Raw genomic sequence first — 14,460 nt, forward strand, 5'->3', positions numbered from 1 at the left:
CCCATCACTCCTATTGATAAATGACATCTGGTTCATCCCTTAATTTCCTCGTTTGGATTAATGTTTTGAACCAGTACCCTGACGCTTTCATCTGACGATTCCGTTCATTCTCCAGCTGGATCTCTACTAATCCGTAGCGATTCTTGAATGCATTCATCGGCGAGACATTATCAGTAAAAGCCCAGAGCATATATCCCTTGCAGTTTGAACCTTCTTTTTTCGCTTGGAGGGCTTTTTTCAAATGCTGGCTGATAAATGAAATTCGGTACTGATCATCAATGATGCCGTCTTCGTTTTTAAACCGCTCTTCCTGCTCGACCCCCATACCATTTTCAGCCACAAACCACTCGATATTGCCGTATTCTTCTTTTATTCTCATGCCCATATCATAGACGATATTCGGATAGATTTCCCAGCCTCTGAATGGATTCATTTTTCTCCCTGGGAGCTCAAATAGATCGTAATAATAAGATGGATGAAACGGTGTATTTTCATTCCAAGCCTTGCTAGGTGCCTTAACGCGATGCGGATAGTATAAATTAAGACCGACCACATCGACTGTATGACCTTTAATGAGCTGAAGCTCTTCTTCCGTTGCATCGAAAAGAATGTCATGCTTTTTCAACACATCAAGCAGTTCTTCTGGATACTCGCCTTTAATGGAGGGATCTAAGAACACTCGATTAAAAAACAAATCATACATGCGGGCCGCTTCTTGATCATGCGGAGCAGTCGATCTCGCATACGTCACTTCTGGATTGAGAATGACCCCGATTTTTGCACGGGCTGATTCCTTCAAGCCCATTTCCTGAAAAAGCTTCACCACTTTTGCTGTCGCCAAGGCTTTATGATAGTTCCACTGCATCCATTTCTTCGTATTTTGCTCGAAAGGATAACGAATAGCATCTAGATACACACGAGTCTGAACAACAATTGGTTCATTAAAGGTAAACCAATGTTTGACCCGGTCTCCATAGCGTTCAAACACCTTTTCTGCATACAGAACAAACAGCTCGACAACATGTTTAGATGACCAACCGCCGTACTTTTCAAGCAAAACAGCAGGAAGCTCATAATGCTCTAAGCAAAACATCGGCTCTACACCTGCTTCAAGTAATTCATTGATGAAATCATCAATATAACGAGCATAGGTCTCATCTACAATTCCATTCTCGTAATCTATGAGAAACCTCGACCAATTGATCGATGTCCGGTAATGAGATAACCCAATTTCCTTCATAAGGGCTACATCTTCAGGATAGCGCTCGTAAAAATTCGTTGCTCCTGCTGGTCCGTATCCTTCGTGCCATACGTGATACCCCTCCTTATACCAAAGGTCTATATACGAATCCTGATGCGGTTTCTTCCCTTTCCAACCCTCCGTCTGCCAAGCAGAAGCCGCAGCACCTAGAATAAAGTCATTGGGTATATCAATTTTGTTCATGTTGCCACCTGACCTTTCTTCGTGTGAATTTGAAGTCCTTCCCACATCCCTTGTAAATACATAGCTCCAAGTGCTCGGTCGTATAATCCATAGCCAGGTCTGCCCGTCTCACCAAAGATCATTCGTCCATGATCTGGCCGGACATAGCCAGCAAATCCTTCCTTAAACAATGCGTTCACAATCGCTCCCATATCGAGGCTGCCTGCTGACGACAGGTGTGCCGACTCTTCAAAATCACCGTTTTCATACAAATTGACATTGCGTAAATGAGCAAAGTGTATACGCCCTTTTTTGGCATACTTTCTCGCAAGTGAAGGAACATCATTTTTCGCATTACAGCCTAGGGAACCGGAACAAAAGGTCAGTCCATGCTGTGAGCGTTCATCGAGCTGAAGGATACGATCTATTTGTTCTTCACAACTGACAATGCGGGGCAGACCAAATATGTTCCAAGGAGGGTCATCTGGATGCAGTGCCATGTTCATGTTCTCTTCCGCTGCAACTGGAAGGATATTTCCCAAGAAATAGTCTAGGTTCTCAAACAACCCTTCCGCACCCAATGCCCTGTATGCAGCCATCAACTTTCTCATTTCTTCCTGCGTATAAGACGTATCCCATCCTGGTAAGGAAAATCGATCTTTTTCTATATCCATCTGTTCAAGCTGATGCTGAAAATAAACAAGGGTCGTCGATTGATCAGCTAGTGGGAAATCGAGCTGTGTTCGTGTCCAATCAAGGACTGGCATGAAGTTATAACAAATGACTTTCACACCATGCCTTGCTAATCTCCGGATATTTTCTTGATAATGCTCGATATAAGCATCCCGGCTAGGCTTTCCCAGCTTAATATCTTCATGGACCGGGAGACTTTCTACGACTTCAAAAGCAAGATCGTGACGTTCGATTTCCTCTTTTAAATGAGCAATACTTTCCTCCGGCCACAGATCACCAGCCGGCACATCATAGACTGCACTGACAATCCCTTTCATGCCGGGAATTTGCCGAATATATGAAAGGGAGACAGGATCTTCTTTGCCATACCATCTAAATTGCATGTTCATTCATGAGCCCTCCTTCTATTCTGAATCAGGTGCTGCTTCTGGCTTCCGGTTGGATAAGAGAACAAAAGGTAAATAGATGAAAACAGCGACAACAATACAGATGAGCTGTGTGATGACAGCCCCCATACTGCCAGCGGTAGACAGCCAAGCATTCACAATCGGAGGTGTCGTCCACGGCACCATCACCACCGCTTTCCCGGCAAAACCTGTAGCGGTTGCGATATAACCAATCGTACCTGTCACGAGTGGTGTAACGATAAACGGAATCGCCATCACAGGGTTCAACATGACAGGTAATCCGAAAATAACTGGTTCATTGATGTTAAACAGTCCAGGTCCTGATGAAAGCTTGGCAATGCTACGCATCTCTTCCCTTCTACCCGCTATAAAAATGGCGATCAACAGACCAATCGTCACACCCGAACCACCAATGCTCATATACACATCCCAAAATGGCATCGTGATAATATTTGGAATCTCTTTGCCCTCTTGAAATGCTGTCATATTCACTGCAATTGATCCTAATAACAGCGGCTCGCGAATCGGTTTAATCATTTGGTTGCCATGTATACCGATCACCCAGAAAAATTGAGCCACAAACATTAACGTTAAAATACCAGGCAGTCCCTGTACAACACTTTCAAGCGGACGCTGCACGACGTTATACACCGCTTCATGCAAATAAATGCCTGTCACACGGTGAAACGCAAACCCGAATGAACTAATGATTGTAATCGTAATAATTGATGGGAAAAGTGAAGAAAAAGACGTCGCCACATTTGATGGAACAGAATCTGGCATCTTAATTTGCAGCCACTTCACCTCGGTAAGCTTACAAAAGATCTCTACAGAGACGATGGCAATGATCATACCCAAAAATAAGCTTTTTGGATCGGAGAATTGCCTCGCCAGCACATCGACAACCTCACGCATCGATCCATCGACTTCAAGAAGAAGTGTCGTCGGAATAACGGATATAAATGAAATCAATGCCATTAACCCTGGGAATAATGATTTATGTCCATTGATTTTCCCGAGCTCAATCCCGATGAGGAACACAGCCCCGATCGTTAAAAAGTTCAGCGTGGCATAATTGATTGCCTTCATAATTGGCTGAAGCTCTGCTAAAAACCTGAATATCTCAAAATGGGCAAGCCCCGTTTCCGGGCTCATGATCATATTTGCGACCAGTACAGCAAAAGCCCCCGTAATGATGATTGGCATTAATGTGACAAATGCTTGCTTAATCGCCATAATATATTTCTGATTTGTAATACGATAAGCGACATGTCCCATGACGTCGGCCGCTCTCTCTTTAAAGCTCATGATCCGTCTCCCCCTTTACAAAAACTCGTGATCATCCTCCTTTTTGATGTTATTTTAAAAGCGCTTTCATTAACATCTAATCTTTTTCCTCACAGATGCGGAAATGGGTGTCCTTTTTTTTCATCTGGCTGTTCCAACACGTGCAGCGCCGCCGTCAGTTCTTCAAATGAAGCAGCTTTGATGATTTGCTCCACCACTTCCTTCTGCTCTGTCAAACGTACAAGAAATTGATAGAGTGACTGCAATTCTTTCTGATACGTCTTCTGTATACTTAACAAACAGACGACCTGTACCCGCTCTTCTCCCCACAGCACTGGTTTTCTCAACGTACAGATCGCACAAAACGTATCATCTGTTGCCGGTTTGATTGGGTGAGGAATTGCGACCAAATGACCGAACGACGTAGGTGACACTTCCTCTCTTTCCAGCAATAGCTGTTCAAAATCATTTGGGATTCGGTTTTGTTCCTGCAATACATTCACGAAAAATTGAAGAACCTCTTCCCTTGTTTGTAGATCTTGCTGAAAAAAAGTCATCTTCGGACTGATATATCGCAAGACCCCCATTTCTTGTGACCCCTGCACAAATCGTTTCAGCCTCGACATATCGTCTTCACTGAGGATCGTATGTACATCAATCACTGGCACAGGTAATGTGTTCTGAAGCGGGATGGTACTAATGATCAAATCGATACTTCTCAAGTCATACGACAAAAGGTCACTGACACTTGCAGTTCCAGCAATCTCTAGCCTTTCGCTAAAGGCGGCCTTCAGCTTATGGAGAAGAAGCTGACTGCTTGCGACACCCGTTGCACACACAATCAAGCATTTTTTTCTCACAGTTTGAGTTTTTGTCCGCTCTATGGCAGCACCAATATGCAGCGCCAAATATCCGATTTCATCTTCATGAATCTCTACATTCTCTTTTTCCTTCAGCCATCTTCCCATATAGACACCTGCTTCAAAAGCAATCGGATAATGCCTTTTTATGTCTGATAAATAGGGGTTACGGATGTTCATATCATATCGGAATCGATGAATCGCTGATCTCAGGTGAAGACTTAGTCCCACAATCAATTCCTTGTCTGTCTGAATATCAAGTGACATGTGCTCTTCGACATAACCAAGTAATTGGTGAGTTAAACGGAAATGCTCTTCATCAAGCATGTGAAATAGCGTGTGGCCCGTTTCTCCATACGCCATCATTTTTGCCCCCATTAAATGAATCGCAATATAGGCCATTTCAGATAATGGAAAATCTATACCGAGTACGTGACGCATATCTTCTGCCATTTGCCTCGCCACTTGAAAAGCGGGCTGTGTTTGAATATCTTTGAGTTCTCCTTCCGGCATCATGACCAATTTTTTCTCTTCAATTCGTTTGCACGCAATGGCGATATGTGTCACTAAGTTGCTTAAACCGATCTCTGACACATGAAGGCCGCTTGCCTTTGTACGTGAACGCACCATATCTTGAATCAATTGATATGTTTCTTCAGGTAAAAGGGCAGGGTTCGGATGCTCCTGCTGAAACACATGCTCAGCTAGACAATACCTTAATTTCATTTCATCTCCAGTCAGCCTCAGTCCATATTTAGGACGGTGTGCAACAGAGAGGCCATGTAAAGAGAAAATATGCTTGACTGCTTTCAGGTCATTTTTCACAGTAGATTCACTCACAAATAATTCCTCGGCCAATTCATCTAATTTCATATAGTCTTCGGACAATAAAAGCCTTCTCAATAAATAAGAGATACGATCCTCCGGCTGATCTGGAATGACTTGATTCTTTTTTTCATTTCTTTCTCTCATTGAGTTTTTCAAAAAAGTACGAAATGCTCCATAATCTTCGACAGTCAATGTATACCCTGCTCCACGTTTCATATGAAGTGTTGCCCCATGTGCTTCTAATATCGATTTAAGCGCTTTCATATCTGTTCGAACTGTTCGTGATGTGACGCCTATCAGGCGTGCAATTTCTTCACCTGTCAGCTCCTGCTCTGCCTGCATTAACCGCCTCAACAGCTCCTCCTGACGTAGAGATAACATAGACTCCCCTCCCTTGGTCAATTACTTTTGCCTATCATCATAAACGAAAATAGAACTCTTTGCCCAGTTTTTCTTTCCGACCGGGAACTTTGTTATGGCTCAAACGTATGAATATGAAACAAGAGGAGGGATACATCATGTTTGTTATCATCATCATACTAGCTTCTTTAGGCGCCATTGCCGCCCACATGTTTACACCAAAAGATAAGCGTTCATCTTCTAAGCATTCTGCACATCACAGTTCAACAACCAGTAACTATACTGATTCGTATACACATCACGCTTCTGATGCCTCCTGCGGTGGTGATTCAGGTGGTAGCGGCGGATGTGACTAAACCCAAAAAAACAGCCGCTTGTTCAGCCGGCTGTTTCGTTTATTTTATTAAAGAGCTTTCCAGCCCCGTTCAATTAAATGTTTGACATCCTTTGCAAAATCCTCGCCCTTTTCCATTACATCTTGGGCTCTTCCTGCAAAATTACTGGCGACAGCGAGTTCCATTTTTTTTAACTCAAAGTGCATAATTTTTTGGTCTATCTCCGTAATATAGGTTTCATACTCATTGTTCACAATGTCGTGCAGCACGTGATAGGCTTTTTTCCGATGACGGTGAAAGTCCGTTCCTCTCTCACCTTTCCATGAAGAATCTAGAGCAGGTTTCTTGATTTCCTTTATGTCAGACTGCGCAAGATCTTGTTCTGTTCGAATATTACTTTTGGCTGTCTTTAACCGAGAGATCATTTCGTCAAATTCTGCACGTTTGTTTTCAATCCCCATATGCAGATGGTGCAGCATCTCGGATAAACTCATGTCATCCACCTCTATTAGACCTCATAAGAAAGCACGGCGTCAGCGTTTTTGAAACCGAGCAGATCATCTGCTTTTTCCAGTCCTGACATTTCTATCGTTCGCTTTCATTAAGTATAGTATAAGGTGAAAAGCCTTAGGCTTAAATAGGGAAAAGGTGTCCTTTTAACATGGTGTTTGGAAGAAAAACGGAATAATCTAGGGTCATAAATCCCGAATTATATATGAGTCTTTAAGACTATATTTTACATCATACTCCGCTACGCTATCAATAAAACGATTAGGGCTTATGATTTTGCCGCAATTGCCTCATCCTGTTCTTTTAGCGTCTTCACATTTGAGCGTGTATCCTGAACGTTTTTGATCAAGGCTTCTTTAAAGCTTGAGACCATTTCGCCCACCTCTGCTTCACGTGCCGTCCATTTGGTTACAAATTCAAGGCTATTTTCACCAGCTTTATCTGCTGCTTTTTTCATTGTTAAAGCTTCAACTGCTTGGGAGACTTCATCTAGTTTATCCATCACTGTTTGGTAGTTTAACTTAATTTGTCCCATTATGATATCCTCCAGATTTGTTCAGCATGAAGCTCGCTTACAAGCTGCTCCATGCTTTTGAGATCAAGCGTTTTGCGTCTTCTACTGCGTCTTCTCCTTTTTCAGCCAAACGTGCGGCATCTCCAGCTAAAGAGCTGGCAAAGGATAAGGCAGCCTGCTCTGCTTCTAGTGTACTGATTTTGAATTCGATTCGGCTCACGTAGCGTGGGTATTTATCGCTTACGATCGTTTGCAGCGCTTCATGCGCTTCATTTCGCTCTGATTTGAAATCTTGGCTCCGCTCACCTTTCCAAGAGGCCCCAAGCTTTGGCTGCTTGATTTGTTTTAGATCTGTTTCTGCCGCATCTTGTTCACGTTCAACCTTACTTTTTGCCTTTTTGAGTCGAGCAATTTTCTCTTCGATCTCTGCCTTTTTATTTGAAATGCCACCGTTAAGGGCAGACAGCATATCCGATAAGCTCATATGGGTTCCTCCTCCTGTCAAAAATAAAAACGCTGCTTAGAGTCCCTCTAAACGAGCGTAATGGTGAATCGCACTTTTTCCAATATTGTTATTATAAGGTTCAAAGACTCATGTTTGAATAGGGATTTGTGCCCTTTTTATGGTATAAATATGCTTTCAATCTGCTTCATACCACACCTTAAGCCCTCTTTTATAGGGGGTCAAAATACACAACCACCCTTCTGGAAACACACATAGTCTTACGGTCCTAGGACAAACAAAAGCCGCCCGGGGAGGGGCGGCTTTTGCAGCGGCTTATGATGCCGATTCTTCTGAGTCTTGTTGATTTTTCACGTACCAAATGAATTTCCCTGTATATCCGTAGATGATGGCAAGACCAATGGCAACAAAACTCAGCCACATAAATGGTAAATAAGAGAATGTCGAGACGCCTAGAATCCCTGCCATGTAAATTCCGTTATCTGACCACGGAACCATACCAGACGTAAGTGTTCCACCAACCTCAGAGTTTCTAGATAACACACGTCTGTCTAATTTTAATTTGTCATAGCTTTTTTCCATGATTTTTGGTGTAAGAATTAATGAGACATACATTGCACAACCAAAGATATTCGCAAAGAATGCTACTACAAGTGTAGATAGGGTTACATTTCCTGCATTATATAATTTCTTCTCGAAAGTAGCGACAATTACTTTTAAGACGCCGAGATATTCAAGTACGCCACCAAAACCAAGTCCGAGAATAATGACCACTAGCGATCCAAGCATATTCACAATACCGCCACGATTTAACAGCGTATTTAAGAAATCTACATCTGAATTAATAGAGAAGCCGTTATAAGCTGTACCAAGCGCATCAGCTGGGTTCATTCCTTGGAATGCCATCGCCCAGACTGCCCCAAGCAGTGCACCAATTGCGATAACAGGCATTGACGGTTTTTTCAATACAAGTAATAGGACAACAATGACTGCCGGAATGATCATCCAAATATTAATCGTGAATGTATCCTGCAATGCTTGTTTCAAAAACTCTACTTTATCTTGATCAATATTTCTTCCACCATACATAAATCCAGTAATTGTAAACATAATAGCCGTAATCACAAAGGCCGGTATGGATAAGACCATCATGGCTCTTACATGCGCCAGCACGTCCACTTTTGAAAGAGAGGAAGCGAGCACAGTACTATCAGATAAAGGAGATAATTTATCACCAAAATAAGCGCCAGATAAAACAGCCCCAGCTACGATCGGTAATGGGATACCCAATCCTTCACCAATCGCAATCATCGCAATCCCTGCTGTTCCAACTGTACCCCAAGACGTACCAGTAGCAACAGACATAATAGAACAGATAATCAGTGTAGCTAATAAGAAGATATTAGGATGAATAAATTCCAGTCCGTAATAAATTAACGTGGGTACAACACCGCCGGCAATCCATGTACCAACAAGTGCACCTACTGCAATTAAGATTAAAACAGCCTCTAATCCATTTGATATCCCTTTTGTGATCGCATTTTGAAGGTCTTTGTACGAATGCCCTAAACGAATTCCTAAAGCGATAACCATAAACCATGAGATGAACAATGCTAGCTGAATATCTAGTTTGAAGTAAAGAGTGAATGATAAAACAATTGCTAAAAATAAGCCAAGTACAGACACGACTTCTAAAATAGACGGTAGACGTGGTGTTTTCATTTTGTTTCCTCCCTTTGTGCGTGCGTTAAGCGTTTTCAAAATATTGTGAAAAAAGTGTGTCAATTCGAAAGAAAGTGAATTGCCTGTTTTTCTCTATTTCACAGGCAATTCCACATATTAATAAAATAAAATTTTTGATATTATTATCGCTCTAGGAGCTCTGCACCCGCAATGCCAGGCTTTGTCATCTCGTAAGGATTCAAAATAATATCAAGTTCTTCTTCTGTTAACACATCATTTTGCAGGCAAAGATCTCTGATCGATTGTCCTGTTAAAATGGCTTCCCTTGCGATTCTAGCCGCGGCTTCATAGCCTAAGTGAGGGTTTACCGCAGTAATGACACCTGCACTTTTTTCGACATATTCTTTCAAACGTTTTTCATTTGCTTCGATGTCCGCTAAGCAGTGATCTGTGAATGAGCGGAATCCGTTATTCATTATACTAATAGATTGAAGCAAGTTAAAGACCAGAACAGGCTCCATCACATTTAACTCAAGCTGGCCTGCTTCAGAAGCAAGACAGATGGTGTGGTCGTTCCCAATGACCTGGAATGCGATTTGGTTAATGAGCTCTGCCATGACTGGATTGACTTTTCCAGGCATAATGGATGATCCCGGCTGACGGGCTGGCAATGCAATCTCAGCAAGACCTGCACGTGGGCCAGATGCCATTAAGCGAAGGTCATTCGCAATTTTAGACATGTTCATCATGCATACTTTTAAGGCAGCAGATACTTCTGTGTATGCATCTGTATTTTGCGTCGCATCTACGAGGTGCTCTGCGCCTACTAGTGGCAGTCCAGAAATATCAGCAAGCTTCTTCACGACGATTTCGATGTAGCGAGGATCTGCATTGAGGCCTGTCCCAACAGCTGTCGCACCCATATTTACTTCATATAAATGCTGTTTTGATTGGTTGATTCGTTTAATATCTCGGCTCAGCACACGGCTGTATGCTTCAAACTCTTGTCCTAAACGGATCGGAACAGCGTCTTGTAAATGAGTACGCCCCATTTTGATGACATGATCGAATTCTTTTGCTTTCTTTTGAAATACGTCATGCATGGCCTGCATCGTCTCAAGTAAAATGTCTAACTGCTTGAGCACTGCAATATGGATCGCCGTTGGGAACGAATCATTTGTCGATTGTGACATGTTCACATGTGTGTTTGGACTTAAATGAATGTATTCGCCCTTTTGATGTCCCATGATCTCGAGGGCTCTGTTTCCAATGACCTCATTGGCATTCATATTCATAGACGTTCCTGCGCCGCCTTGAATCGGGTCTACGATGAAATATTCATGGAATTTGCCTTCAATGACTTCATCTGAAGCTTGAACGATCGCATTTCCAATTCCTTCATATAAACGTCCGACTTCCATGTTGGCTTGAGCTGCTGCTTTTTTGACAATGGCAAATGCTCGAATGAGTTCTTCATGCATGCGATATCCTGTAATCGGGAAATTCTCTTTTGCACGAAGCGTTTGAACACCATAATACACGTCTGCGGGAATTTCTTTTTCACCTAGAAAATCCTTCTCGTAACGATAAGTTGCTTGAACCATCTCGTATGACCTGCTTTCTATAGAATAGTTAAATCACTAAATCTTCTGCGATTGGCGTTTCCATAATCTTTTTCACTTCTCGTGGATCTGTTGTTTTACCTAATGCCCACATGAGCTTTGGCACGATGGCTTCTGTGTTCATGTTTCTTGAACGAGCAACCAGTTCTTGATTGATTTTACGTCCTACTTCATACACACTCATGTCTTCTCCTTCTTCGAGACACTGAGTGGTGATCACAACAGAAATGCCTTCTTCCAGCAATTCGTTGATTTTTTCTAAAAGGTTTCTTCCTTCGAAAGGAATTCCGCCGCTGCCGTAGCTTTCAATGACGACTCCTTTGTACAACCCTTTGATTGAATCTAAAAACTCAGGCTTCAGTCCTGGATGCAGTTTTAATAAACAAACGTCTGTGTTCAAGGATGCATCTAATTTAAGCGGTTTCATTGATGATCTTTTTACTTTGCTATTGTATTCAATTTGATGATTTTCAATCGATGCAATATATGGGTAGTTAATACTTTCAAATGCATCGTAGCTTTTCGTTCTTAGTTTGATTGCGCGAGTTCCTTGAATGACTCTGCCATCAAACACGACATACACGCCGCCAACACCGTCACATGCAAAACGAATCGCATCTGTAATGTTTTTCTTCGCATCTGTTTTCTTAAACGTAATTGGAATTTGAGACCCTGTAATGACAATTGGCTTATCAGGATTTTGCAGCATATACGATAGTGCTGCTGATGTATAGGCCATTGTGTCCGTACCATGCGTGACGACAAATCCGTCATATTGATCATAATTTTCATAAATGGCTGTTGCGATATCAACCCAGTATTCAGGCTGCATATTGGTACTATCTATACTCATTAGGGACTTTGTGTCCATTGTGTAGTCTGCATTAATTTCGTTTAAATAGCTTAAAAGGTCCTCAGCTTTAACACCTGGAGCTAAACCATTTTCACTTTCTACAGATGCAATCGTCCCACCAGTGGTTAAAAGCAATAATTTCTTCAACAGGTCCACCTCTTTCAGTAAAATTACTTCGTTTGTCACACATATTATAAGCCAGCTTGTGCTATTCTATAATATACGCTTTACGCGTACCTTCATTGCCATTATAGTCACATAACGCGAATTAATCAAGAAATTATTACGCATAACGCGTACACTCTTTGTCAAAATATGATATACTGTTGTTGTATATAAAGGAGCGTTCATGTATGATACTCGATCGTTTAACCACCCTTAGAAAAAAGAAAAAATGGTCTCTCCAGCATACGGCAGATCGCCTAGGTATCGCCAAAAGCACCTATGCCGGTTACGAATCTGGGTACCGACGACCTTCGCTTGAAGCAGTGAAACTGCTGGCTGATTTGTATGATACGTCCATTGATTTTTTACTTGGTAGAACGGACGAGCCAGAGATACAACGCAAAATCTCTGATATCAAAATTGAGCTGACGGAAGCAAAAGAAGGAACCATCCATGTAGACGGCGTTCCACTAACAGATGAAGAAATTAAACAGCTTGTTGCCTTTATTCGGGCGAAAAACACTCTGAAAGTATAAACAACACAAAAAAGAGAGGTCCCTGTCATAGAGGGACCTCTCTTTTTCTGCTTACGACAGCTCACTTAATTCCTCTAACCGCCGCTTCGCTTCTTCTTTATTAAAGGAACTATAATAGCGATAATTCTCATCATCTAAGATGCGGTAATGCTGACTTAGCACATTCTGCTGAAGACGAAACGTACCTTTTCTCACAGACGTCCGCCACCAAACCTTTCCGCCAATCGTACGTTCAACAGATAAATGCAATTCATCGTGGGCGACGACTTCCAAAATTTCAAGCGGATCATCCCCAAGTGTCCCTTTTAAAATGTCACTATCCCTGAATAATGCACATACGGCCGCAGATTGCGTCCAGTTGAGGCGAAGACGATTCTTTTCAACCTGCTGCAAATGCCGTTTGGATAACCCAAGCACCTCAGCCATGCGGTCCTGTGTATAGTCTTTTTCTTTTCGAATTCGTGCCATTTGTTCTGTGACGAGGTCAATTACCATTTCTTTGTCCATCTCTCATCACCTCTTGATTGTTCAGTCTTTACTGACATCTTACACGATTTCTTAAAAAAAGTGGCGTCTCACCTCATGGAATGATGGCGAAAACATCTATTGATTCTGCTTTTCACCATGACCATTCTGCTGTTTCCAATTCTCTTGGGCAGTCTCATGTAAATATGGATAAATGTCTTGTTTCACCGTTTGCTCAAATACTTCTTCATCTAAAATACTGTACGCCGGAATCTTGATCAATTTCCCATCAATTTTCCGAATAAGCACATCCATGAACAGAAATCCCCTGATATTGTAACGATGCCTGCGCATATCAATAGATTGAATGTCTTGAAAAGGGATTGTTTGTTGCCGGTATAAAACAGCGCCATTCTCTCCACGCTGAATGCGAAAAATCACATTTCCCCTCTTCGTAAAAGCCGGAAAAATCATCAAAAAAGAGATCCACCCATAGACAATGCCTAATAATCCGCCTAAAAATAAAAACAACGTATAATTCGATTCAAATGTAAGAGCTTCTGAAAATAACCAAATACCGATGATGCCAAATCCGCCCGTTGCTAAGAATGCCCATACTCTTAGAAAGGGTCTGCTCCTCACTTCTATTACTTCACTTGGATTCAAGCGCCATTCTCCTTTTCTCCATTAGAATATAGAACGTAATCCGTCCCTATGAGCCGTCTCTATCCGAAATTCATTTTCCTTCATGCCCGACACTAGCCAAGAATGCTTCTGCCCCGGAATAACAAATATCATAGACTCTACATCCGGCGTATTATTTTTATCATAAGTGACCTTCATCAAAGAATCCATTTTTCCTTTTCTGACCCTTACATCAGAAACAAATGCCCGCACAAGCTCTTGGTTCTCTGCTTTATTTAGAAAAGAAGGCCAATCATCATTCCCTTGACTGGCTTGTTCTAACAGCAGTTCAAATTCTTCCGCCTGCAAATTGATGACTGGTGTAAGGTGTTCACTCATGTGTATGTTCAAAAAGGTTGTCACTTGCTCCACAGTCTGCTGATCGTCTTTTAGTTTGTGAATCTGATGCACTTGTTGATCATAAAGCGTATGGTGTGAATACACACCTGCCTGAGTCGTATGGAAGGACGTACTGACCTCTTCATCTAATGCACCAAACCTTGAAGCTTTCACGGTATGTGATGCATCGTTCATGGCTTGAATGAAATGCCGGTATTTTTCTTTATAACGGTATTGTCTATTTCGAAATTCCAGCACGTCTTTTGCCAGCAAAGAGCGACATGCAATTTCAAATAAAAATCCAAGACGTTCATCCTCTACATCTGGATAATAGGCTTCCTTTAAAGACATCCCTTGCTCAAAATAGCCTTCACTGTAAAAACTAAAGATGAGTTCCTCGATACTTAGACTTAGCTGATCCAACTTGATCTCT

15 protein-coding genes are annotated in these 14,460 nt (G+C 42.0%); 2 read left to right on the plus strand and 13 right to left on the minus strand.

The genetic code is table 11. The features are described from left to right. Window positions 1-10 precede the first annotated feature (10 nt). The 4 genes from NSQ17_RS18555 to NSQ17_RS18570 form a co-directional block, all read right to left on the minus strand. Window positions 11-1,444, minus strand: a complete 1,434-nt coding sequence (locus NSQ17_RS18555; RefSeq protein WP_203143839.1) for a glycoside hydrolase family 1 protein — start codon at window positions 1,442-1,444, stop codon at window positions 11-13. Continuing rightward, complete coding sequence (gene uxuA / locus NSQ17_RS18560) at window positions 1,441-2,505, minus strand: mannonate dehydratase (protein WP_342467677.1); 1,065 nt, start codon at window positions 2,503-2,505, stop codon at window positions 1,441-1,443. The genes NSQ17_RS18555 and uxuA overlap by 4 nt, the downstream gene beginning before the upstream one ends. 15 nt (window positions 2,506-2,520) lie before the next feature. Continuing rightward, complete coding sequence (locus tag NSQ17_RS18565; protein ID WP_024719533.1) at window positions 2,521-3,831, minus strand: PTS transporter subunit EIIC; 1,311 nt, start codon at window positions 3,829-3,831, stop codon at window positions 2,521-2,523. An 89-nt stretch (window positions 3,832-3,920) separates the two neighbouring features. Next, the gene (locus tag NSQ17_RS18570; RefSeq protein WP_342467678.1) at window positions 3,921-5,879 is read right to left on the minus strand and encodes a BglG family transcription antiterminator; all 1,959 of its coding nucleotides are present in this window, start codon (window positions 5,877-5,879) and stop codon (window positions 3,921-3,923) included. Window positions 5,880-6,016: 137 nt separating this feature from the next. On the opposite strand from NSQ17_RS18570, the gene NSQ17_RS18575 reads away from it, so the two are divergent. Beyond that, window positions 6,017-6,214, plus strand: coding sequence for a hypothetical protein (locus tag NSQ17_RS18575; RefSeq protein ID WP_039963061.1), 198 nt, complete (start codon window positions 6,017-6,019; stop codon window positions 6,212-6,214). 47 nt (window positions 6,215-6,261) lie between these two features. On the opposite strand, the gene NSQ17_RS18580 is transcribed toward NSQ17_RS18575, so the two are convergent. From NSQ17_RS18580 to NSQ17_RS18605, 6 genes are all read right to left on the minus strand, one after another. Next, the gene (locus tag NSQ17_RS18580) at window positions 6,262-6,687 is read right to left on the minus strand and encodes a DUF5082 family protein (RefSeq protein WP_274660467.1); all 426 of its coding nucleotides are present in this window, start codon (window positions 6,685-6,687) and stop codon (window positions 6,262-6,264) included. A gap of 284 nt (window positions 6,688-6,971) precedes the next feature. Continuing rightward, a complete protein-coding gene (locus NSQ17_RS18585) occupies window positions 6,972-7,238 on the minus strand; it encodes a YwqI/YxiC family protein (protein WP_008345634.1) in 267 nt (88 codons plus the stop codon). A gap of 37 nt (window positions 7,239-7,275) precedes the next feature. Beyond that, window positions 7,276-7,701 carry a DUF5082 family protein gene (locus NSQ17_RS18590; RefSeq protein ID WP_274660466.1) on the minus strand — a complete coding sequence of 142 codons (426 nt, stop codon included), beginning with the start codon at window positions 7,699-7,701 and terminating at the stop codon, window positions 7,276-7,278. Between the two features lie 294 nt (window positions 7,702-7,995). Continuing rightward, complete coding sequence (nhaC, locus tag NSQ17_RS18595; protein ID WP_024719537.1) at window positions 7,996-9,402, minus strand: Na+/H+ antiporter NhaC; 1,407 nt, start codon at window positions 9,400-9,402, stop codon at window positions 7,996-7,998. Between the two features lie 143 nt (window positions 9,403-9,545). Then, a complete protein-coding gene (aspA, locus tag NSQ17_RS18600) occupies window positions 9,546-10,967 on the minus strand; it encodes an aspartate ammonia-lyase (RefSeq protein ID WP_017368335.1) in 1,422 nt (473 codons plus the stop codon). A gap of 28 nt (window positions 10,968-10,995) precedes the next feature. Continuing rightward, a complete protein-coding gene (locus NSQ17_RS18605) occupies window positions 10,996-11,985 on the minus strand; it encodes an asparaginase (RefSeq protein ID WP_017358664.1) in 990 nt (329 codons plus the stop codon). A 206-nt stretch (window positions 11,986-12,191) separates the two neighbouring features. Here NSQ17_RS18605 and NSQ17_RS18610 point away from each other — a divergent pair, with 206 nt between their 5' ends. Continuing rightward, window positions 12,192-12,539: a helix-turn-helix transcriptional regulator gene (locus tag NSQ17_RS18610; protein ID WP_017368336.1), complete on the plus strand. Its 348-nt coding sequence runs from the start codon at window positions 12,192-12,194 to the stop codon at window positions 12,537-12,539. A 51-nt stretch (window positions 12,540-12,590) separates the two neighbouring features. Here the strand turns inward: NSQ17_RS18610 and NSQ17_RS18615 are convergent, their stop codons facing one another. The 3 genes from NSQ17_RS18615 to NSQ17_RS18625 all read right to left on the minus strand — a co-directional run bounded on the left by NSQ17_RS18615 (window position 12,591) and on the right by NSQ17_RS18625 (window position 14,450). Then, window positions 12,591-13,046 carry a helix-turn-helix transcriptional regulator gene (locus tag NSQ17_RS18615; RefSeq protein WP_008345651.1) on the minus strand — a complete coding sequence of 152 codons (456 nt, stop codon included), beginning with the start codon at window positions 13,044-13,046 and terminating at the stop codon, window positions 12,591-12,593. 96 nt (window positions 13,047-13,142) lie between these two features. After that, on the minus strand, window positions 13,143-13,670 hold the full coding sequence (locus tag NSQ17_RS18620) for a YfjD family protein (protein ID WP_342467679.1): 528 nt from the start codon (window positions 13,668-13,670) through the stop codon (window positions 13,143-13,145). A gap of 21 nt (window positions 13,671-13,691) precedes the next feature. Next, window positions 13,692-14,450 carry a hypothetical protein gene (locus NSQ17_RS18625; protein ID WP_039165050.1) on the minus strand — a complete coding sequence of 253 codons (759 nt, stop codon included), beginning with the start codon at window positions 14,448-14,450 and terminating at the stop codon, window positions 13,692-13,694. Window positions 14,451-14,460: the final 10 nt, after the last annotated feature.

The sequence above is a fragment of the Bacillus sp. FSL W8-0629 genome (genome assembly GCF_038593225.1).
In the GTDB taxonomy this organism is placed as follows: domain Bacteria; phylum Bacillota; class Bacilli; order Bacillales; family Bacillaceae; genus Bacillus; species Bacillus altitudinis.